The sequence below is a fragment of the Enterococcus sp. HMSC061C05 genome (genome assembly GCF_001814765.1).
Lineage (GTDB): Bacteria > Bacillota > Bacilli > Lactobacillales > Enterococcaceae > Enterococcus_B > Enterococcus_B lactis.
The window spans coordinates 61,018-83,694 of record NZ_KV817757.1 but is presented as its reverse complement, the minus strand read 5'-3'; the positions used below and the strand labels follow the sequence as shown (position 1 = coordinate 83,694).

Sequence of the window (22,677 nt, the reverse complement as noted above, 5' to 3'; positions counted from 1 at the left end):
AAAGTGTTCTTTACTTTTGTCTCACGCTCTTTTTTTGTTATATTCGTCTTTTCAGATCCTTCTCATGGACCATTCATTCAACTAAACATCGGTAGTTGAACATCTAATGTTCCAGTCACTTTTATAAACGATTCAATACTTCATCCACATTTTTGATCATCACAGATATCGTACCATCCGGATTATTCACAAATTCAATCAAATCTGGGTTGCGATATACATCGACTGGTACAATCAGTTCGATTCCGTTTGATAGTTTAAATTTTTGTTTTCCAAATTTTTTCTCAGAAATTTCTTGTACTTCTTTTACAGGGGGGGCTTCTGGGACAAACCCTTGCTCCTGTACTTCTTCTTTAAAAGCCAGTTTTGCCGTAATGTTTTCCTTGAAGACTTTTTCTGCGATCATCTCATGATCCAACCGTCCTTTTTCTTCTATCGTGTCATAGACAGCTTCTTTTAAATCAGCCATGATATCAAATTCTTCTGTCTCGAATTTTTTTCCGAGATGCTTGGCTACTTTTTGGATCACTTTTACGTTTTCCTCTAAAGAAGGTGCAGGAACACTTTCGATCACTCTTCCAGAAAAATAAAGCTCTTTTTTACCGGAAAACTCATATTTTTTTTCAATCAATTCGTAGGTCCAATCGGACAAGTTCACCGCGAAGGCTTCATCTGCTTTTTGTGTTTTCGCGCCTAGTATTGCTCGGTTCAAAATCAAACGGTTGTCAATCCCTACTTCGTCTGCTTCAACAAAATGCGTATAAGCCTCACGATAATTGACTTTCAATAAAGATAGGTACATCACTGTATCTAATTCATACAAAACAACAAATACATCTGCACTTGGCGCCTCTTCACTTTCTTGGTAAATATCGAACCATCGCTGAACGATTGCTTCACTTGCTTCCACAAAATTTTCTTGAGCGATTTTAAGTGATTCAACGATCATGCTTTCTTCTGCCAATTGTCCAGTTTTCGTTTGGGCAGAAGAGATTTTTTGGATTTTCTTTTGAAGAAAATCACGAATATATTCTTTTGTCAGATCCAGCTCTTTTTGTGAAAAGACCGGCGAACCCGTTTCTCTGTCAATAATATGCAGGATTGCTTTTTTTAAATAGATATCCATTTCCTCATTCCCTTCTGTCCTAGTTTACGGAAAAAAAATCAAAAATGCCAGAATCAAAATCATTTTCTTTTAAACAAAAATTTCAATAGTAGAAACAAAATGGATTCTTTTTTTTGGAAAATGCGCTAAACTTATAGATGAACGAATAAAAAAGGAGCTGAAAGTATGAATTCATTAACAAGCACGTATCGTCTATCAAATGGTTACGAAATTCCAATAGTAGGATTCGGCACATGGCAAACGCCTGACGGGGATGTCGCTGTTTCCTCTGTTAAAGAAGCACTGGCTGCAGGTTATCGCCATATCGATACTGCCCAAGGATACAAGAATGAAGAAAGTGTCGGCCAAGCGATTAAGGAAAGTGGCATTCCTAGAGAAGAGATCTTCCTAACAACAAAGTTATGGAATGCCAATCACAGTTATGAACTTGTGATGTCTTCTTTTGAGGAATCATTAAAGAAACTCCAAACAGATTACGTAGATCTGTTCTTGATTCACTGGCCAAATCCAGTTGCTTTTCGTGATAATTGGGAACAAGCAAACGCAGATACATGGCGAGCATTTGAAGAACTGTATGAAGCAGGTAAAATCAAAGCAATTGGTGTCAGCAATTTCTTGCCCCACCATCTAGATACACTTGCTAAAACAGCAAAAATCATGCCAATGGTCAATCAAGTTTTCCTTGCACCAGGTGAATTACAGCCAGCTGTAGTTGAGTATGCAAAAAAACATGAGATGATCCTTGAAGCATACAGCCCATTAGGCACTGGGAAAATCTTCGATGTACCTGAAATGAAACAAATCGCTGAAGCGCATGACAAGACGATCGCACAAGTTGCTTTACGTTGGTCATTGCAACACGGATTCCTTCCTCTTCCTAAGTCAGTCACACCAAGCAGAATCAAAGAAAATACTGAACTGTTTGATTTTGAATTGACAGAAGAAGAAATGAAACAAATTGATCAATTAGATGGTGTAGTTGGCAAGGCAAAAGACCCAGATACTACCCAATTCTAAGTCGAAAGGTGATTTTATGGATCCAATCGAACGCTTGAATTCTCTCTCGGAAGAAGTCATTCAGACTTTTCATTCCGATTTTGTCTTTTTGATCGATGCAGAGAAGATCCAACATTTTCCTGCAAGAAACTGGACACATGATCAAATTATCGAAGAGCTAAAAAAACGGTTCGATCATTCACTAATGGTCACAACTTGGCACGAACACGAAGTCATTTATTCACCTGAGTTACCTGTTTTTGCCTTGATACCGAAAAGATAAAAAGATTGGAACAGGTTATGTGAATAGATAACCTGTTCCTTTTTTTTATTTTTCTTTCAAAAAATGGAAAAATAAGCAAATTTTTCTGTTGTAATTTGCGTATACGCAAGTTTTTTTGCATTACTCCTTTTCATTTGGCTTTTTTTTTCTTATAATCGAAAGGGTATGAGCGAAGGAGAGAACATATGAAGAAAAAACAGAAACAAAAATTATTAAATCAATTCCGTCCTTCATTGGATGGTGTAAGAGGACAGTTATTCCGTTCTCTAGAAGATGAAAGCTTGAGACGTTATGGTTTGCCATTACAAGTCATGCTTGATCCCAAAAACCGTCAAATCTTAACGATCGGATTAGCTGGAAAAACAAATGAAGATACACGAATCAACGTGCCTATCGATGATAATTTCAATACTGTATTAAAGCGGATCCGTTCGGGAGAAAACGGTATTTTCGAACGATTCCGTGACAATCTTCTTATTGAGATCGTATCTTACTGGAATGATCAACGATTGAAAAACGATGAACCAACTGCACAAACCGTTGCAACACCAGTGACAGAAGAAACAGTCAGTGTGCCAGAAGAAAAAGTGGAAGAACCAAAAGCGGACACAACTGAAAATACACGCTCAACTGATACGAATGCCGCTTTAAGTTTTGCTGATTTTTCAAAAGCTGTTGCTGAGTATCCTAAATTTTACACAGAACAAAATGAACAAGAAGTAGTTATTTATGAAAAAAATGCGGATGAACCTCGTAAGTTAGCAACTATTTCTATGACTGCTGAAAATGAATTTGTCATCGAAAAAGCACTTGAACGAAAATACAAAGTCAAATTGACTTTGATTCCTTTAATTGAACAATTTGCAGCGACAGCGATTACCGATAGATAAAAATTCTATTTGTCACAAAAGGCTGGAATCGAAGATTCCAGCCTTTTTAGTCATATAATAAATAGTTAATATTAAAAATATATATCCGAATATAACAATAGATTCGTGCTTTTTTCAACTTTTTTCTTGTCTATTGCATGTCCTCTCTGTGAATGACAAAGCGTTGTCTTTGCGCATGTTCCAAAGGTTGCATACGCAAAGGACGATTATCTAAATATATGTCGTTTTGCACAGTTAAGACTCGTTGGCTCCGAACACTTTGTAGATAATAAACATCCCCATTTACATGCTCTTCCCTAGCTGGTATCAATCGCCATCTTGCCCGAGTCAAGAAACCACCGATCATCTCTACGTCACGAGATGAGATATCTTCTGCTAGAAGATATCTTGGATTTGCCAGACTTCTTAGGATATATGATCTTGTCTGTTCATCATATTCGAAAATCCATTTTTGATTTGAATGACCTCGATTTCTAAATATGATCCCAGTATTGTTACTCTGATTCCAGTCTACTACTCTCCAAACATCTGCTTGACATTGAATAAAAGCGATATAGCCATGGTATTTGTCTCTGCTTTCAGTATCTTTTAATAAACGATGATTGATGTCAATAATCGCATTGACGAGCTTTTCGCTTGGGTAATCGCTAGGAACGATTCCTATGTGTCTGATATTTCTATGTAATATACGATGATAGGTAAAAGGATTGGTTACTGCTGCCTACCCTTGTACGCCGCTCCAAAATCCGTTTGCACTTAAAAAATTGATATATTTAACACCGTTCGTCCCTCTACTTTGATTTGCTCTATCAATTTGCTGCTCGACAGCCCATCGTTTATCATTTGGATTCACTGGATTCCAATAGTCTTGTATATCAAAACTTGACGGATATGGGATTCCGACATTATTTCCCAAGAAATTACGAAAAATGACGATTTTTCCTCGTGTCTCGCTAAGAGTCGGATTAGCGTTTCCATAATAAAAGTAATCTCTCCAGCGACTATCTTGTAAATATCGTGTATTAAGAATATGGTTGAATATATGGTCATTTTCACTACTGTATTCTTGTTTCAATCTCATATAGACTACTTCTTCAGGATTGTCACGAAGAAAGGCCACTGTTTTATTAAGTACATCACCGAAATTCTGGTTTAGATAGTACCTGTCGTGATGCATCGTAAAAACACCATCAATGGCACGTGCACGTATATCTAAAAAACGTATTCCATTGTCAAGTTGCTTGCGGATGTCGATACTTTGTGTTCTCACATAATCACTGAGTCCTCCTCTATAAGTTGCTGTCGCTGAATTGTGTGTCCCTGGAATAGATAATTCTAATAGACGTACATCATCTCTTAACTGACTCATCCAATTCCGATTATATGTACGAGCTGTCCAAGATTCGGTAGTCATATTGGCATAAGAGATTTGGACTTTATAACCTAGTAAAAACACCCCAAAACAGATGCTCAGTAGTACGGTAAGTTTTTTCTTATTCATAAGTTCTCCATTCTTTTTTATTTTGTGCGCACACTTAATTATAGCTAGAAAAATATTCTAACAATGAACGCATTTTTCTCGTAAAAGAAAAAAAGGCAAGATCTGCAGTAAATAAAATAACTGCAAATCTTGCTTTCTTCCTCTAAAGATACTTTTTTATTTTTCTCGGATTTTTTCCAATAGCTGTATAGCTGTCTGCTGATTCATCTTTTCTGCTTCACGTAATTTTTGCGCAACTTGCTCGATTTCCTCACCAACTGCCCCAATTGAGATCGCTAATGAACGAGCTTGAAGCCCCATGTGTCCTTTTTGGATTCCTTCTGTAACTAATGCTCGCAAAGCAGCAAGATTTTGAGCTAACCCTACAGCAGCCATTACTTGCGCTAGTTCCTTGGCTGAATCGACATCTAGCATAGCTAAGGATACTTTAGCTTTTGGCAGGATATTAGAAGCTCCGCCCACTGTAGCCACAGCCAAAGGCACTGTTAACTTCCCAACTAGTTTATTTTCTTTAATCTGCCAGTCTGTTAATCCTTGGTATAATCCGTTTCTTGCCGCATAGGCATGGATCGAAGCACTTACCGCACGTGTATCATTTCCTGTAGCTGCTACTACAGCTTCTATACCATTCATGATTCCTTTATTATGCGTCGCTGCACGATACGGATCAAGCTTCGCGTATTCCCCTGCTTGCTGGATTTTTTTAGCAATTTGTTCACCAATTTCTTTACTTCTTCCTAAGCGTTCAAAGGGGATTGCACAACAGGCAGAAGCCAACGATTCTGTAGCAAAATTACTTAAAATACTGAATAGAATCTCTTCCTCAGGGAACCATTCCCGTAATTTGTTTGCTACGCTCTCAAGAATCGAGTTGATCATGTTGGCACCCATTGCATCTTTTACATCCACTAAAAAATCAATAGATAGGTAGGCATGGAAACTTCCCATAAATTCCCGTGTAGAGATATCTTGAACACCGCCCCCGCGTTTCACGATGGAAGGATAGCTTTCATTTGCACAAAGAATCAGTTCTTCTTTTCGATGATTCACTGCATTGATCACTGCTTGATACTCCGATTTTCCTGATAGAACGATTTGTCCGCGCATCAGCCGTTGAGGTGTTTCTGCACAGATATTTCCGCAGATTTTTGCGCCATTGCTTGCAGCTGCAATAACAGATGGTTCTTCTGTAGCCATCGGGATCCATTTTTTCTTGCCATTGATTTGGAAATTTTGTGCAATGCCCATTGGGATTTCCACTTCGCTCACTTGGTTTTCAATCATATGATCTGAGAGCTCTTCAGAAAGTGTTTGTTCCTCAAAAATCAGTGCATTTTCCTGTGTCAATACACCTTTTTCGACTAATTGACTGCGCCGTTCAGATGGCGTGAGCTGATAGAACTTTTTTTTTTGCAAATCCTCACGTGTTTGCTCCGTATTCGCTTCTAACAAGACTGCCAAGCCTAAACCTCCGCCAACACATAATGAAGCAATCCCGTATCTCTTCTGCTCACGAAGCAATCCGTAAGCTAACGTGGTCAAAATCCGTGCACCGCTTGCCCCAATTGGATGTCCTAATGCGATTGCTCCTCCATAGATATTGACCTTTTCTTCATCTAACTGTAGTTCTCGATTGACCACGATAGATGAAGCCGCAAATGCTTCATTGATTTCAAAAAGATCGATCGTTGGTAAAGCTATTCCTGCTTTATCTGTCAATTTTTGAATGGCTGTGATTGGAGCGATTCCCATGATGCTTGGATCAATACCAACTTCCGCTACTTCTTTGATGGTTGCCAAATAAGGCAGATTATTATTCTCTGCGTATTCTTTGGATGCAAGGATCACCACTGAGGCACCGTCATTCAATGGAGAAGCATTGCCTGCTGTTACTGTTCCTTCTTCCGAGAATACTGTACGTAATGTACCCAATTTTTCCAATGTACTATTTCCACGAACTGCTTCATCCTCAGATAACACGTCTTCAGCAGAAATCTTGAGCGGAATGATCTCCTCAGAAAACATGCCAGCTTCAACAGCTTGAGCTGCTTTCAATTGGGATGCCAAGGCATAACGATCCTGTTCTTCTCTGCTCACAGAAAATTGGGTTGCCACATTCTCTGCGGTTAATCCCATATGTGCATTTGAAAATGCGTCAGTCAATCCGTCGTTGACCATACTGGAAATTGGTTCGCCATATTCATTTGTTTCTGACTGATAGGGTTTCAGCATAGGTGCTTGTGACATACTCTCTGTTCCGCCTGCTACCACAAGCTCTGCTTCACCTAATTGGATCAGTTGACGTGCTAAAATCACTGCTTTCATACCAGATCCACAAACTTCATTGATTGTCATTGCAGGGACATCCACTGGGATACCGCTGTTCAAAGCAATTTGTCTAGCAACATTTTGACCATTACCAGCCTGCAGGACATTCCCGAATATTACTTGATCTATTTTATCTTTTTTCAGTTTTGTTTTATCTAATAATTCTTTGGTCACAAGTGTGCCTAATTCAACTGCAGTAAATGAACTTAAACTTCCGCGATACTTTCCTATCGGCGTCCTTGCAGCATCTATCATTACGACTTCTTTCAAGTAAGCCACCTCCTACAAAAATATACCATTCTTTGCTATAAAAACAAATAGCTCATGTTCCAGTTAGTTTTTTCTAAGATTAAATTTTAACAATCCTTAAATATTCGCTTTTTTATATTTCTTTTAATCTTTTTATGATACTTTAGTAAAGTAAGTTTTTTATCATGAGTAAAGAGGTGTTGAAATGAAAATAGGGATTGATCGTCTTTCCTTTTTTATTCCTAATTTATATTTAGATATGACAGAATTAGCAGAAAGCCGTGGAGATGACCCTGCAAAATATCATATCGGTATTGGTCAAGACCAAATGGCAGTCAATCGTGCGAATGAAGATATCATTACACTAGGGGCAAATGCTGCCAGCAAGATCGTGACAGAAAAAGACCGTGAGCAAATCGACATGGTCATCGTCGGAACAGAATCCGGGATTGACCATTCAAAAGCGAGTGCGGTAATTATCCACCATTTACTAAAAATCCAATCTTTTGCTCGTTCTTTTGAAGTAAAAGAAGCTTGCTACGGTGGCACCGCAGCTTTACACATGGCAAAAGAATATGTCAAAAATCATCCAGAACGAAAAGTACTAGTCATAGCAAGTGATATTGCTCGTTACGGCTTGGCAAGCGGGGGTGAAGTGACGCAAGGTGTCGGTGCTGTTGCGATGATGATCACTCAAAATCCGCGTATTTTATCGATTGAAGACGACAGCGTATTTCTGACAGAAGATATCTATGATTTCTGGCGTCCAGATTACAGTGAATTTCCTGTTGTCGATGGACCTTTATCTAATTCTACGTATATCGAATCGTTCCAAAAAGTTTGGAATCGACATAAAGAATTATCGGGTCGAGGACTCGAAGATTATCAAGCGATTGCTTTCCATATCCCATATACGAAGATGGGAAAAAAGGCATTGCAAAGCGTATTAGACCAAACAGATGAAGGAAATCAAGAACGGCTACTGGCTCGCTATGAAGAAAGCATTCGTTACAGCCGACGAATCGGTAATCTTTACACTGGTTCATTATACCTTGGACTAACTTCTCTACTGGAAAATTCGAAATCATTGCAGCCAGGAGACCGCATTGGTTTATTCAGCTACGGTTCTGGTGCAGTAAGTGAATTTTTTACAGGTTATCTGGAGGAAAACTATCAAGAATATCTCTTCGCGCAATCTCATCAAGAGATGCTGGATTCTCGAAAACGAATCTCTGTTGACGAATATGAAACGATTTTCAGCGAATCGCTTCCTGAACATGGAGAAAGCGCAGAATATACATCAGACGTACCTTTCTCGATTACAAAAATTGAAAATGATATTCGTTATTACAAAATATAATACACGCATAAAAAAGATCCCTTCACGAAATGTGAAGGGATCTTTTTTTGTCCTTGGACCAGAGAAGCAATCGATAGGTCAACCTAGTCGTACTGATGATTTCTTGTTTTTCACTGAATAGTTTGCGAATATATCTAGTCATAACAGGATCTTTTGCGTACTCTTCATAGTACATCTTCATCCACTCTTCAGTAATTGATTCCTGTGCAAAATAAGTAAAATCTTTTTTCTTTACTTTGAATCCTTTATCAATTAAATATGATTCAAATTGATCCATGATAAATGGGGTTGTATTAGGATCTTCTTCTATCATTCCTAGTTGCTTTTCGATAGGATAAAAAACATCATCGATTGATTCCACTACTCTCATTATCACGCACCATTTGCTTGACTTTTTCATCAGTTTTTCTAATTGATTGGGATGTGTCAAAGCTGGGTTTGCTGCTGTAAAAACCACTTCATATGTCTCACTGGATTGGATAAATTCTTCTAATGATCGTTTGATAAAGAAAACATTTGATAAGTCAATTTTTTCTGCTTCTTTTTTTGCATTTGCTAACATTCCTGAAGAAAAATCAATCAAATCGTAGTGATTAACTTCTTTTGCTAAAGAAAGAAATCTGCCAGATCCTCCGGCAACGTCTGCTACTATTTCAGCAGGCAGGACTTTCTCCGACTTCAGATATTCTCTTACATCTTCTGCAATAGTTGTTTGTGATTCTTGCTGGATTTCATAATATTCTTCCGCAAAATCATCCCATTCTTTTTCATTCATTTGAATCCCTCTAAATTTTTGATTTTTGTTAGATATTTTCACTTTTCAGAATAAATCATTCTCCTCTTTTATCTATTATATCTCTTTTGATGAATAAAAAAATGTTTTGCTTTCCGTCTATTATAAATAAAAAAAGACTGTGACAAACGTCGTGTCACAGTCCCTTATTCCGAATAAACGGTGTTCAATCAGCTGACCTTTGGTATTAGCTGAGCAAACGGCAAAATATGAGGAACTATTTTTCCGTTTGTTTCTCTAATACTCAGATCAGAAAGCTGATTTCACAACCTCCTTGATTCGTTTTATTTATTTCCTTGTACTCGTACAATAATCAATTTCGTGATTTCCATCAAGATGATTGTCACAAGGGCGATTCCCATACATGTAAAGACTTCTGTCAATCCAAATGCTGATGGGATAGAGAAGACTTCTTTCAGTCCTGGAATCATTGTTAAGCAGTAAAGCGCGCTACATACAACTACAGCTAGTAAGACACTTCTGTTAGAGAAGAACCCTGCTTGGATAGCTGTTTGTGTATTTGAACGTGCTGGGAATGTTTGCAATGTCCGACACCAAATCAATGTTGAAAATGACATAGCTACACCGAATTCAGGTGAATGTTGCATGCCAAGCCATTGAGCGAAGATAACAGCAATCCCAATCAGCACACCACGATACGTTACAGAAATCAATGTTTTGTCCGTAAAGATTCCTGAATTTGGATCTCTTGGCGGACGATTCATCGTAGCGGGTTCTGCTTTTTCTGTACCTAATGCAATCGCTGGCAGTGAGTCATTGACTAAATTGATGAACAGCAGTTGTAATGCTGTAAATGGATTGGACCAGTCAGCAACTAAGGCAAAGATGATCGCAATGATCGCACCTAAGTTTCCGGCAAATAGATAAGAAATAGCTTTTTTGATATTGTCAAACACATTACGTCCTACTTCTACTGCGCTGACAATAGAAGCAAAGTTGTCATCTGTCAATACCATCGCTGCTGCATCTTTTGCCACATCTGTACCAGTTCCCATAGCAATCCCAATGTCTGCTTGTTTCAATGCTGGTGCATCATTTACGCCGTCACCTGTCATAGCGGAGATATGACCTTTATTTTGCCAAGCACGAACGATACGGATTTTATTTTCAGGAGAAACACGTGCATAAACGGTGACTTTTTCTAACACTTCGTTTAGTTGCTCTTCTGTTAATTCATCTAATTCCGTTCCAGTCAGAGCTAAGTTTCCTTCTTCAAAAATCCCGATTTGTTTTGCGATAGCAACAGCTGTTGTTTTGTGGTCACCAGTAATCATGATCGTTTTGATTCCTGCACTTCTTGCTTCTGTCACTGCTTGAGTGACTTCAGCACGTGGAGGATCGATCATAGCAAGCAAACCAACAAGGATCAAATCATCTTCATCTTCAAATGACAAATCAAAATTATCAAGTGGACGGTAAGCAAAAGCTAGTACACGTAATGCTCGTGTTGAAAAAGCTTCATTTTGCTCTTGGAATTTTTTCATCAATTCATCCGTCATCGGAACAACTTCGCCATTCAGTAATACCTTTTTACTGCGTTGGAAGACGATATCTGGTCCCCCTTTGACAAATAAGTAATTTTCGTTATCGATCGTGTGTCCAGTAGACATCAATTTTCGATCTGAGTCAAAAGGAAGTTCTGCTTGTCTTGGGTAGTTGTTTCGAATTTCCTGATAAGGCTGGTTTAGTTTTTCACTAAAATCGATAAACGCTACTTCCGTAGGGTCGCCCAATTTAGTCCCATCTTCACTGATTGATGCATCATTCGCTAAGACACTGATTTCAATCAAACGACGTTCGTCAGCTGTCCACTTTGAAGGATCGTTTGTGAAATCTCCAGTATCGCCATTTCCTAAAAAGTAGTCAACAACTGTCATTTTGTTTTGTGTCAATGTACCCGTTTTATCTGTACAGATGATACTTGTCGAACCAAGTGTCTCAACTGCTGGAAGTTTTCGGATAATGGCATGACGTTTCGCCATTTTATTCGTTCCCAAAGATAACACGATTGTTACGATAGACTGTAATGCTTCTGGAATAGCAGCTACGGCTACGGCTACGGCAAACATCACTGCGCTGACGATATCTGCAGTCATATCTCCTGTACCTTCTCCAAGATAAATACGGAACAATTGGATACCTAAAATCAGTAGAGATAATGCCAAAATAGCCAGACTTAATTTTTTACTGAATTTATCCAGACCTCGTTGTAACGGAGTGACTTGCTCAGTTGTTGATTCCAAAAGACCAGCAACTTGTCCGATCTCCGTATTGTTCCCAGTTGAAGTCACTAAGAATTTACCGCGTCCGTAAGTTACGATCGTTCCACTGAATACCATATTCGTACGATCACCGATTGGAACAGTACTTGTGATATCCATTACTTCTTTTTCTGCGGAAGTCGACTCTCCTGTCAGCATGCCTTCATCTACTTTTAATGAACCCGCATCTAGTAATCGTCCATCAGCAGGTACATAATCGCCTGCGTCTAACAACACGATATCCCCTACGACAAGTTCGTTTGCCGGAATCGTTTTTTCTTTACCGTCACGAATCACTCGAGCATCAGGTGCTGAAAGATTTTTCAATGCCTCTAAAGAACCTTCTGCTTTTTTTGTTTGGATAACACTGATGATAGAATTCAACATCAACACTGCAAAAATAACTAAGAATTCGATGTAGTCTCCCATGACCATCTGAATCAGTGCGACAATCAGCAATACGATAACCATTGCATCTTTGAAGGTTTCTAAGAACAATTTCCAAGTTGGCTTCTTCGGCTTTTCTTTTAGCTGGTTCAAGCCATCTCTTTCTAATTTTTCCTTCGCTTGCGTGGTGCTCAATCCATCGGTTGAGCTCTGCGTTTGCTGCATCAACGAGTCGATCGTTTCTTTATAGACCGCTTGTTGTGCTTGTTCCTTGTTTTCCAAATTTCATCCCCCATTTTTTGATCTCGGTCCTAGTCCTGTCTGAAAAAAAAGAGACCTAAGACAAATACGCATTTGTCTTAGGTCTCACCATTTCATACAATACCAGAAAACCATTTGGTTAACTTACTGTTGATATTATCGCAACAAAATGTTGCCGGTTACTCCCCTAAGGAGATATTCAACTGTACTAATATCCTACCTTATTAAGCTACAAAAAGCAACTACTTTAGCCCGATTTACCTACATTTTCATGAAAAGAGTGAAAAGTATATTCACCTTGGTAGGCTTCTTTCTTCTATCATGCTATACTAATGTTATTGTATGTAAGGAGGAACATTTTTGTGGTATCTAGTATTATAACCGCCCTTTATCTATTGAATGCACTTATTGCTTTAGTGGCTATCTTGATCAAACCCCGAGATGTAGCAGCTATTTGGGCATGGCTCTTAGTATTATTTGCCCTTCCTGGGGTGGGTTTTGTATTATATTTATTTTTCGGACGTGGATTAACGGATAAGAAAAAATTCTATCTCCGACAAAGTGACTTGAAAGAATTAGAAAACTTTCAGTCTTTTAGAGGAGATACCATTGAACATTACGATCCTGACATGGGCGACAAAGACAAACAACAATTTGTCGACTTCTTCTCTTCATTAAATCGTATGCCGCTGACAAGAATGAATTCTGTCACTCTTCTCACAGACGGACAAAAGAAATTAGATTCACTGCTTCAAGATCTAAAAAAAGCCAAACATTCGATCCATATCGAATATTACGCATTTGTGACAGATACTATCGGTCAGCAAGTCTTACGCGTTTTAGAAGAAAAAGCCGCAGAAGGCGTAGAAGTTCGTATATTATATGATGCATTTGGCTCCCACGGCACAAAAGCAAAAGATTTCAATCGTCTAATCAAAAATGGTGGACATGTCCATACATTTGTTACCTCGCAAAAAGCATTGCTTCGTTTCCGATTGAACTACCATGATCACCGGAAAATCGTTGTGATCGATGGAAAGATCAGTTACACCGGTGGCTTCAACATTGCCAATCAATATGTAAATACGACAAAAAAATTCGGCTATTGGCGTGATACGCATATACGGATTTTCGGTGCCGCTTCTTCTTTGCTTCAACTTCGTTTTTTAACAGACTGGAACGTCTCAGTTCCTGAAGAAAAAAAGGTCGGCTATCATTTGAATTATTTCTTTAAAAAAGCCGATCGAGACGAATCCAAACTTGCTGATACGTCCATCCAGCTTGTCTCAAGCGGACCAAATAACGAACGCGAACAAATCAAGCTTTCGTTTATCAAATTGATTACTTCTGCTAAAAAACGTGTTTGGATACAGACACCTTACCTCGTTCCTGATGAAAGTGTCATTGCTGCTTTGAAAATCGCAACTGCTTCTGGTGTCGATGTGAAAATCATGATCCCCAATAAACCGGATCATCCTTTTATTTATCGAGCAACACAATATTATGCGCGTCAGCTCATCAAGGAAAACGTACAAATTCTTGTCTATGAGAATGGCTTCCTCCATGCAAAAACATTGATAATGGATGATGAAATCTGCATGGTAGGTTCAGCAAATCAAGATATTCGTAGCTACCGATTGAATTTTGAAACAAGTGCTGTCATCTACGATCCTGAGTTTTTAGAAGAACTTGCTACCCAGTTCAAAGAAGATGAGACACATTGTTCACCAATGACGACTGAAACAGTGAAGGAAATGTCTAATTGGCTGTTATTCAAGCAACAAATTTCTCGATTATTTTCTCCAATCTTATAATTTTTCCATTCAAGTAGAGAAAAGAGGCTGTGACAAAACGTGTCACAACCTCTTTTTCTGAATAAACGGTGTTCAATCAGCTGACCTTTGGTATTAGCTGAGCAAACGGCAAAATATGAGGAACTATTTTTCCGTTTGTTTCTCTAATACTCAGGACAGGACGCTGATTTCACAACCTCTTTCTTTTACTCTAATTCACCGGCTGCCCAATGATTGATTGGTCCATATTTATGCCCTACGTTTATTTCTTCACGAATCGCACGGTTTACATAGTCTTTTGCCACTCGGATCGCTTGTTCTACTGTTTTTCCTTTAGCTAATTCGGCTGCAATACATGCAGATAACGAATCGCCAGTTCCATTGATCCGGTCAGTAGGATAAAATGGCGCATTCAGCCAAAATGATTTTCCTGATTCAAGCAATACGTAGTCGTTGACTGTTTCTTGTTGCGCATCTTTTGCATGATGTCCTTTGATCATGACGTTTTTCGCACCCATCTCTTGCAGTTCTTTTGCTGCTTGCACAAAATCTTCTTCAGTTGCTAATGTCCGTCCAGTCAGCTTTTCTGCTTCGTAAAAATTAGGTGTCAGTACTTCGGCCAAAGGGACAAGTTTTTCTTTCAAGCTTTGCAAAGCAGATTCTTCTAGTAAAAGATTTCCATGTTTCGTTACGATCACGGGGTCCACGACTAATGGCCCAAAATCATATTTTTGATAATTTTTTACAACTGTCTCAATCAAATTTGAATCTGCTAGCATACCTGTTTTAGCTGCACGTATTTGAAAATCCTCTGCAATCAGTTCAAATTCTTTATCGATAAAATCGGTTGGCAAGGTCACACTTGCTCCGATTCCGTAAGAATTTCCTGCAACACATGCGGTCATGACAGAAACACCGTAAACACTTCTTGTAAAGAATGTATGCATATCTGCTTGCATCCCTGCGCTTCCATCGCTATCTGATCCTGCGATCGTCATTGCTTGTACATACTGCTCTTCCATTAAATCGATCCCTCCATTTTTATAAAAAAATTTTTTCATGATGCTGTTACTGTTTCTATTATATGTTTTTCAAAGTATCCCTCAGTAAATATACCACTACCTTTTCTTGGTAATCAAATTTATTTGAAAAAACATTTGTAATAAATCAGAAAATAGTTGTCATTTATTTGAACTAGTTATTCTAATAACAAATACCTGCTATTCGATTTGTATATATTTCAGTATCCTTCTTGTTTTCATATAACCAATGGCGCTATGATTTCCATATGATAAAAAATAAAGTCAGGTGAAAAAATGAAACTTGAGGATAAAAAAGTCATTTTGAAGAAAATCAAACGTCTCCCAGATCAAATAGAAAACTATACGATCTGTTCTTTCAAAAAAGACAGGAGTATAAAAGCTTATACGCAAAACACAGAAAAAGGAATAATCTATTTCCTACATGAAGAAGGTTACGAAACCCAAACCTTTATGTTTACTGAAAAAAAAGAATTTCATAAACAGATGAAAAAACTGATTGAAAAAGAATTTCCAAGAAGTCATAAACTCTATGTGTATCAGCAATTTTAACTTTTAACTATACGCTCTTAATTAAATATGCTCTGTAATAAAATAAAACTTTATAACAACTATAACAAAACAGAATACAAAACGACGGTTCTATAAGTTATAATCATAGTTGTTAGATGATTCATCTAGTAAAAACACCAGATTTCAAATTTCACACATTTGAAACTAGATGAATCATCAACCTTCTTCAAATTGTTAGAACCCTTTCCCGAGGAGCTGCAGCATAAGCAAGAAAAACAAACAGGAAGCCAAATGGCTGAGACATTCCTTCTATTAGTCTAGTTGTTTCTCGTCGCAAATTTAAGACTTTAGAAAGTTATTTCTATTGATGTTTGGGTTGTTTCACGCTTATACACAGCTCCTTACCTATTATTTATCTCAACAGATCGAACAAATTAATGGAAAATTTAAGGAGTTTTGTTATGCTTACGATCTATTCTTCTCGTACACATAGTTACCATCTGATGGCAAATTGGCTGAAAGACCACCAAATGCCTTACAGAGAACGAATTTTCACACCTAAACAGCCTTTAACCAGAAAAGAAATCTTTTATTTATTATCATTAACAGAAAACGGATTTGACGATCTATTAGCTAAACGCTCGATTGATTATAAAAATTTGAAAGATCAAATTGACCAATGTACGACCTCAGAACTTGTCGATTTAATCGTGTCTCATTTTACTTTGTTGCAACGTCCCATCATTACTGACGGAAAAAAATTATTAGTCGGGTTCAATGAAGATAGTATGCGTCTTTTTATCCCTGTACAATGGCGCAGAAGCCAGCTCAAATCTGTCTATAACGATTTCACGTGGGTAAGCGATCTAGACAATTCTATGGAATTAGATGATGAATTTTTAAATTATTATATATAAAAAGGACGGTGACAAAAAAGTGTCACCGTCCTTTTTTCCGAATAACTAGTGTTCCAGAAGTAGCTTCTACGAAAAATAAGCCGAAATTTCTTGAAGCTAATTCTTGAAGATAACTACTTCTGTCACAACCTCTGATTCATGGCGTTCAAATTTGTGCACACTTACCACGAATAAGTGCTTTGAGTGAACTGACGATAAGAATGACGAACAAGACTGCCATAAATAATCAAAAAGACACCCGTTCCTACGGTAACAAAAAATCCAGAGGCACCGATACTACCATCCATATACCACAAAATCGAAGCAAAAAGTGGGAAAAGTGAAAAAATACATAATCCGATTCCTGCAATCAACGAGAAGCCAAAACTTCGCTGATATGCTTCTTCTTTTTCTTTTGCTTCTGCTAATACTTTTTCAGGTATTTTTCTATTATACAAAAAGTGATTTAAGCGGGTGATTTTCATACCAGAAGCGATGAAAAAACCGACAGCTAATGCTATACCGAAAATCAGACAAGAAACACCCATGAATGCATAGCCTGTTGAACAGAAGAACAGAAATCCTGCAAAGGATAAACAAGTGAATAGGACACCTGACGCTACTTGAAGACTTGCTGCTCTGTATTCTTTCCAATAATTTTCTGCTTCGCTTAAATAAATCGAAGCTGGATTTGATTCCGTCTCGGGACTTGGATTTTCTTTTTTGACATCTAATTCTTCTAATAATTCGTCGATTGAACCAAATGTCGAGATGACTGTACCAATGGCCTCTTGTTCATTTTTCCCTTCTCCCATTAATTCATGATAATGATCTTCCATATTTGCCAACAAATCAGCTTTCAGCTTTTCTATCTCGTTACTTCGGGGTACTCCGATAAAAAGACTTTCTAAATAATTACGGATTGTATCCATTTACTTTCCCTCCAAAAATTGATCGACCACGTCTTTCGTCGTCAGCCACTCTTGCTTTTTTTCTTCTAAAAGATTACGTCCTATTTCAGTGATTTTATAATAGGTCCGTTTTTTTCCATGGGTCACTTCACCAGGGTACGAAACAATCAATTGATTCTTTTCTAAACGGGCAAAAACGGAGTAAAGTGTCGTCTCTTTGATTACATAGGAATCATTTGTCCTCTCACGGATCGTTTTAGAAATTTCGTATCCATAAGAATCGTTTTTGTTAAGGATCGATAAAATAATCGCATCATTGTATCCGCGTATTCCATCACTTGAAATCATGTTCTCTCCTCCATATTACTCCATCTGTCGTTGTAATCAGCATAGCATGATTACTTCATCAGGTAAAGTAATTTTTTGCAAAAAATAAAAAGGAACAGAAAGCAAGAGAAGCGTTATGCTTTTTTGCTTTCTGTTCCTTTAATTTATTTATTTTACAACCATGACGTTACATGATGCGTGGTTGACTACATAGGAAGTAGTGGAGCCTACTAGCGCACGTTCTACCGCATTCAGACCTGTCGCCCCCATGACAATCAGATCGATTGGTTCTTTCGATTCATGGAAATTAGCAATCAGTGTCTTTGGATAACCGTAAAGAACATATGTCTCGATATCTGTCAGGCCTTTTTCGATTGCCAAGTTTCGATGTTCTTTCATCTGGTTTTCCGCAACCTCATCCAATTCTTCCTGCAGGCTTGTTGTAACAAATGCAAAATCACCAAAGTAATTGCCTGTTACTTCATTGACATACAGGATGTGCAACGTTGCTTGATTTCGTTTGGCAATCGTGATTGCCTCAAGAAATGCTTTTTCTGCCTTTTCAGAACCATCAATTGCTACTAAAATATTACGATAAGTGTCTACCATTGTAAACGCCTCCTTCACTGTTAGTGTAGCACGATTACAGTGTTAGGACAAACATTTTGTGAACGTTTTATCAAAAAATATCAGGCATCAAATCCGTTTTTTTCGGAGACCGTTTTAAACCAGCGACCTGATTTTTTGATCGTGCGTTTGCCGTCTTGTGCCAAATCAACAGCGATAAAGCCATAGCGATTTTTGTAGGCATTTGTCCATGACCAGTTATCCATACATGTCCACATGTGGTAACCCACACAATTCGTTCCTTCTTGGATTGCTTGATGGACATATTTCAAATGATCCGTCACAAATTCGATCCGATAATTATCTTCAATCATGCCTTCGCTGTTAACAAATCGTTCTTCTCCTTCGACCCCCATCCCATTTTCAGAAATATAGCATTTGATATTACCATAATTTTCTCTTGTATTCGTTAAAATATCATAGATGCCTTTTTCGTAAATTTCCCATCCACGATATGGATTCATTTTTTTATTGGGCATGTCGTAATTATCAAAATAATCATCTGGCATGGGGCTATGTTCGTGATTGATCGGTGTTTCTTTTGCTTTGATCCGACGAGGCTGATAATAATTGATTCCTAACAGGTCAATCGTGTTTTCTCTGATGAGTTCTAAGTCTCCTTCATGAATGTCAGGTATTATACCCAATGTTTTGACAATTTCGATTAACTCTTGTGGAAACTCGCCTTTCACTGCAGGATCAAGGAACGATCTGTTGAAGAATGCATCCGCGATTTGCGCTGCTTTTACATCATCTTGGTTTGTTTCATCTCTCGGATAACTTGGTGTCAGATTCAAGATGATTCCGATCTCACCATCATGACCGCCTTCATGGTAGGCTTTGATTGCCTTTGCACTTGCTAGATTCTCATGATAGCCTACTTGGACCGCTTCTTTCATATTGATATGGTTTGGATAGTGGAATTGATACAAGTAGCCTCCTTCTACAGGTACGATTGGCTCGTTATGAGTAAACCATTTTTTGACTAGATCTCCAAACAATTCAAAACATGCGGCTGCATAAGAAACATAAGCGTCAACCGTTTCTCTTGATAACCATCCGCCTTTTTCTTGCAAGGACTGTGGCATATCAAAATGGTAAAGATTTACAAAAGGCTCGATACCATTGTTCAGCAATTCAGTAAAATAATCTCGATAAAAAGAAACAGCTTTTTGATTGATTTCACCTGTCCCTTCCGGAATCAAACGACTCCATTGGATAGATGTACGAAATGTGTTATGGCCAGTTTCTTTCATTAACTGAACATCTTCTTTGTATTTTGTGTAAACTTGCGAAGTTTTTTCAGGTCCTACTTGATCGAAGAATTTTTCAGGCTCTAATGCATACCAATGATCCCAAATATTTTCTCCTTTCCCGTCATTACTTACTCTTCCTTCTGTTTGCGGTCCGCTAGCAGCAGAACCCCACCAAAAATTTTCTGGAAATGTGTAGGTTTTCATTTTGTACTTCCTCTCTTTTCTTCTTGATATCGTAATCATAACGAACCTAAAAAAATAAATCAATACTTTTTGTAAAAATGACTAGACATTTAAAATCTTCGGCGTTATACTTTGTATGTAATCGATTGCAAATAAATTTGAGGTGAATAAAAATGAACGGTTTTATGGACAAGCTTTCTGAGAAAATCATGCCCTTAGCTAATTTATTAGGGCAAAATCGTTACCTTACAGTTTTACGGGATGCGTTTATGCTTTCCTTCCCTTTAACGATGTTCGGTTCGATCGTTGTCGTTATCAATAACTTGCCTTTTTTCAGTGACGCTACAAAGGGAACTTTATCGAACTTATTCGGTAATGGGCAAAATGCAACAATGAGCATCATGTCGGTTTTTGTTACTTTTGGTATCGGCTATTATTTATCAAAATCTTATGACGTTGAAGGTATTTTCGGTGGTGCCGTGTCTTTTGCCAGCTTCTTGATTCTTACGCCTTTTGCAATGAAAACCGTTGGTGGTGAAGATGTAACTGGTGTTCTTTCACTTGATCGTCTTGGCGCAAAAGGAATGTTCATTGGAATGATCGCTGCTTTCTTGGCTGGAGAAATCTACTGCAGAATCACGAAACGCGGCTGGCAGATCAAAATGCCTGATGGAGTTCCACCTGCAGTAACAAAATCATTTGCCGCTTTGATCCCTGCTGTAGTGACACTAACTATTTTCTTAGTAATCAACGCTGTGATGACTGGTATTTTCAATGCTAACTTACATGATGTCGTTTATGAAGTGATCCAAAAACCATTAACTGGTTTGGGAAGTAGTTTACCTGCAACATTGATTGCTTTGTTCTTTGTCCAATTCTTATGGTTCTTCGGACTTCACGGACAAATCATCGTCAACTCTGTAATGGACCCGATTTGGAATACACTGATGCTTGATAACTTAGAAGCTTATCAACATGGAAAAGAATTACCACACATCATCACAAAACCATTCATGGAAACCTTCACTGTTGGTATTGGTGGCTCTGGAATGACTTTAGCTGTCGTTTTATTGATGGCCTTTGTTCTTAAAAAGAAACAGTATCGTGATGTTGGTCGATTAGCTTTAGCACCTGGTATTTTCAATGTAAATGAACCAGCGATCTTTGGTCTTCCAATCGTATTGAATGCAACAATCCTTATTCCTTGGGTCGTGGCGCCTCTAATCGTAACGACGTTCAATTATTTGGTAATGGCTGCTGGACTTGTCCCTGCACCAACTGGCGTCTCTGTTCCATGGACTGTGCCAATCATTGCAAGCGGTGTCTTAGCAACAAATTCATGGCTTGGTGGTATGCTGCAAGTCATCGACTTTGTCATCGTTGCCTTTATCTGGTACCCGTTCTTGAAAGTATTAGATAAACAACCAGACCTAGATATTGCTTAATGGATCATTAAGGGGATGTGACAAGAAACTTGTCATATCCTCTTTTTTCGAATAAACAATGTTCCAGATGCTACTTCGAGTTGTCGGAAGCATAATCTTTCGTTATACTCTAGAAGAGGTGAATAACGTGCCAAAATACGAAGAAATCGCAAATATTTTAAGGGAACGAATCCGTTCAAAAGAGTATCCTCCCGATAGTTTTTTGCCTAATCAAGTGGACTTGGTAAAAGAATTTGGTGCGAGCCGGATGACAATCAAAAAAGCCATCAATATCTTAGCGATGGAAGGACTTGTCTATTCGCAGCGAGGATCAGGAACGAAAATCTTGAATCATCCATTCATGCAAAAAGACACATCGCCCGCTAACGAGTATGAAGGTTTGAGTCTCCAAATGAAACGCAGACATCGTTCTTTGAAGAGTCAAATCATTCATTTTGACGTCGAATTCCCTGATCCATATATCCAAGAACGATTGATGATCGATGCCGAGCAACCTGTCTACAATATTCACCGGTTAAGGATCTTAGATGGCGAGCCTTATGTTTTAGAGCATACCTTTATGCCAGTCCATCTTGTGCCGGGTTTAAAAAAAGAACATTTGTTAGCCTCTATCTATGATCATCTTCATCAAGAATTGAATGTCCATTTTGCAGGGGCTTATCGTGCTATTTCTGCAGATAAAAGTGATGAATATGATCAGCAATATTTGAACTGTGCAGAAAACGATCCTGTACTGGAAGTTCAGCAAGTCGTCTATCTCAAAGATGGCCAGCCGATTGAATATTCTTCCAGCCGAAACCGATTTGATGTTCGGAACTATTCTGTGCTGGATGTGCGTTCAACTTAACCAAAGAGGTTGTGAAAAAGCCGCTTAGTTTCGAGTAGTAAGAAAAATTTTGTGAAAATGGCTTTCCACATTTTTGCATAAATTTGGCTTACTACCGAGAAACTGGCTTTTGAACACCGTGAATCAGAGGTTGTGGAAAAGCCGCTTAGTTTCGAGTCGATTGATTGTCACAGGTACAATTTTTTGAATAACATTTACTAAGTACTTTCAGAAGCTCGTTTCCATCTAATCATAAAAAGACTTATGACCACCCGTAATGATTATAAAGTTAGCTTTTTAAAGCTAATTTTTTTTGAAATCGATGCAGCTAGTCGTAAGTCTTTTTATTTTATTGATCCGTTCCTCCTCTTTTCCATTCTTGATTCCTTCCTGATACTTTAGAA

Annotated in this window: 19 protein-coding genes; 9 read left to right on the top strand and 10 right to left on the bottom strand. The window is 38.1% G+C overall.

Annotation, left to right across the window (positions count from 1 at the left end):
• Positions 1-121 precede the first annotated feature (121 nt).
• A complete protein-coding gene (locus HMPREF2988_RS11600) occupies positions 122-1,126 on the bottom strand; it encodes a nucleoid-associated protein (RefSeq protein ID WP_002290131.1) in 1,005 nt (334 codons plus the stop codon).
• 165 nt (positions 1,127-1,291) lie between these two features.
• On the opposite strand from HMPREF2988_RS11600, the gene HMPREF2988_RS11595 reads away from it, so the two are divergent.
• The 3 genes from HMPREF2988_RS11595 to HMPREF2988_RS11585 all read left to right on the top strand — a co-directional run bounded on the left by HMPREF2988_RS11595 (position 1,292) and on the right by HMPREF2988_RS11585 (position 3,295).
• The gene (locus tag HMPREF2988_RS11595; protein WP_070770701.1) at positions 1,292-2,143 is read left to right on the top strand and encodes an aldo/keto reductase; all 852 of its coding nucleotides are present in this window, start codon (positions 1,292-1,294) and stop codon (positions 2,141-2,143) included.
• Between the two features lie 16 nt (positions 2,144-2,159).
• Positions 2,160-2,405, top strand: a complete 246-nt coding sequence (locus HMPREF2988_RS11590; protein WP_002290128.1) for a hypothetical protein — start codon at positions 2,160-2,162, stop codon at positions 2,403-2,405.
• 185 nt (positions 2,406-2,590) lie between these two features.
• Entirely contained in the window at positions 2,591-3,295 is a 705-nt protein-coding gene (locus HMPREF2988_RS11585) for a hypothetical protein (protein ID WP_002290126.1), read from the top strand.
• Positions 3,296-4,016: 721 nt separating this feature from the next.
• Here HMPREF2988_RS11585 and HMPREF2988_RS13920 read toward each other — a convergent pair.
• A complete protein-coding gene (locus HMPREF2988_RS13920; protein WP_257243330.1) occupies positions 4,017-4,796 on the bottom strand; it encodes a phosphatidylinositol-specific phospholipase C in 780 nt (259 codons plus the stop codon).
• Between the two features lie 156 nt (positions 4,797-4,952).
• Positions 4,953-7,394, bottom strand: coding sequence for a hydroxymethylglutaryl-CoA reductase, degradative (locus HMPREF2988_RS13520; protein ID WP_083314644.1), 2,442 nt, complete (start codon positions 7,392-7,394; stop codon positions 4,953-4,955).
• A 184-nt stretch (positions 7,395-7,578) separates the two neighbouring features.
• Here HMPREF2988_RS13520 and HMPREF2988_RS11565 point away from each other — a divergent pair, with 184 nt between their 5' ends.
• Positions 7,579-8,733 (top strand): hydroxymethylglutaryl-CoA synthase, encoded by a 1,155-nt coding sequence (locus HMPREF2988_RS11565; protein ID WP_002335590.1) that lies wholly within the window; start codon positions 7,579-7,581, stop codon positions 8,731-8,733.
• Between the two features lie 22 nt (positions 8,734-8,755).
• Here the strand turns inward: HMPREF2988_RS11565 and HMPREF2988_RS11560 are convergent, their stop codons facing one another.
• Both HMPREF2988_RS11560 and HMPREF2988_RS11555 read right to left on the bottom strand, forming a co-directional pair.
• Complete coding sequence (locus tag HMPREF2988_RS11560; RefSeq protein ID WP_070770699.1) at positions 8,756-9,508, bottom strand: class I SAM-dependent methyltransferase; 753 nt, start codon at positions 9,506-9,508, stop codon at positions 8,756-8,758.
• Positions 9,509-9,810: 302 nt separating this feature from the next.
• Complete coding sequence (locus HMPREF2988_RS11555; RefSeq protein WP_070770698.1) at positions 9,811-12,477, bottom strand: cation-translocating P-type ATPase; 2,667 nt, start codon at positions 12,475-12,477, stop codon at positions 9,811-9,813.
• Between the two features lie 341 nt (positions 12,478-12,818).
• On the opposite strand from HMPREF2988_RS11555, the gene cls reads away from it, so the two are divergent.
• Positions 12,819-14,270 carry a cardiolipin synthase gene (gene cls / locus HMPREF2988_RS11550; protein ID WP_002329090.1) on the top strand — a complete coding sequence of 484 codons (1,452 nt, stop codon included), beginning with the start codon at positions 12,819-12,821 and terminating at the stop codon, positions 14,268-14,270.
• Between the two features lie 185 nt (positions 14,271-14,455).
• Here the strand turns inward: cls and thiD are convergent, their stop codons facing one another.
• Entirely contained in the window at positions 14,456-15,271 is an 816-nt protein-coding gene (gene thiD / locus HMPREF2988_RS11545; protein ID WP_070770697.1) for a bifunctional hydroxymethylpyrimidine kinase/phosphomethylpyrimidine kinase, read from the bottom strand.
• A 294-nt stretch (positions 15,272-15,565) separates the two neighbouring features.
• Here thiD and HMPREF2988_RS11540 point away from each other — a divergent pair, with 294 nt between their 5' ends.
• Both HMPREF2988_RS11540 and HMPREF2988_RS11535 read left to right on the top strand, forming a co-directional pair.
• Positions 15,566-15,841: a hypothetical protein gene (locus HMPREF2988_RS11540; protein WP_070770696.1), complete on the top strand. Its 276-nt coding sequence runs from the start codon at positions 15,566-15,568 to the stop codon at positions 15,839-15,841.
• 422 nt (positions 15,842-16,263) lie between these two features.
• A complete protein-coding gene (locus HMPREF2988_RS11535; RefSeq protein ID WP_002291831.1) occupies positions 16,264-16,719 on the top strand; it encodes a Spx/MgsR family RNA polymerase-binding regulatory protein in 456 nt (151 codons plus the stop codon).
• Between the two features lie 161 nt (positions 16,720-16,880).
• On the opposite strand, the gene HMPREF2988_RS11530 is transcribed toward HMPREF2988_RS11535, so the two are convergent.
• The 4 genes from HMPREF2988_RS11530 to HMPREF2988_RS11515 form a co-directional block, all read right to left on the bottom strand.
• Entirely contained in the window at positions 16,881-17,630 is a 750-nt protein-coding gene (locus HMPREF2988_RS11530) for a permease prefix domain 1-containing protein (protein ID WP_002315237.1), read from the bottom strand.
• Positions 17,631-17,957 carry a PadR family transcriptional regulator gene (locus tag HMPREF2988_RS11525; protein ID WP_002291828.1) on the bottom strand — a complete coding sequence of 109 codons (327 nt, stop codon included), beginning with the start codon at positions 17,955-17,957 and terminating at the stop codon, positions 17,631-17,633.
• 147 nt (positions 17,958-18,104) lie between these two features.
• Positions 18,105-18,545, bottom strand: a complete 441-nt coding sequence (locus HMPREF2988_RS11520) for a universal stress protein (protein WP_002289467.1) — start codon at positions 18,543-18,545, stop codon at positions 18,105-18,107.
• Between the two features lie 80 nt (positions 18,546-18,625).
• Positions 18,626-20,023 (bottom strand): glycoside hydrolase family 1 protein, encoded by a 1,398-nt coding sequence (locus HMPREF2988_RS11515; protein ID WP_070770695.1) that lies wholly within the window; start codon positions 20,021-20,023, stop codon positions 18,626-18,628.
• Between the two features lie 152 nt (positions 20,024-20,175).
• On the opposite strand from HMPREF2988_RS11515, the gene celB reads away from it, so the two are divergent.
• Both celB and HMPREF2988_RS11505 read left to right on the top strand, forming a co-directional pair.
• The gene (gene celB, locus HMPREF2988_RS11510; protein WP_002315239.1) at positions 20,176-21,447 is read left to right on the top strand and encodes a PTS cellobiose transporter subunit IIC; all 1,272 of its coding nucleotides are present in this window, start codon (positions 20,176-20,178) and stop codon (positions 21,445-21,447) included.
• Positions 21,448-21,574: 127 nt separating this feature from the next.
• On the top strand, positions 21,575-22,294 hold the full coding sequence (locus HMPREF2988_RS11505; protein WP_002291823.1) for a GntR family transcriptional regulator: 720 nt from the start codon (positions 21,575-21,577) through the stop codon (positions 22,292-22,294).
• The last annotated feature ends 383 nt before the right edge of the window (positions 22,295-22,677 follow it).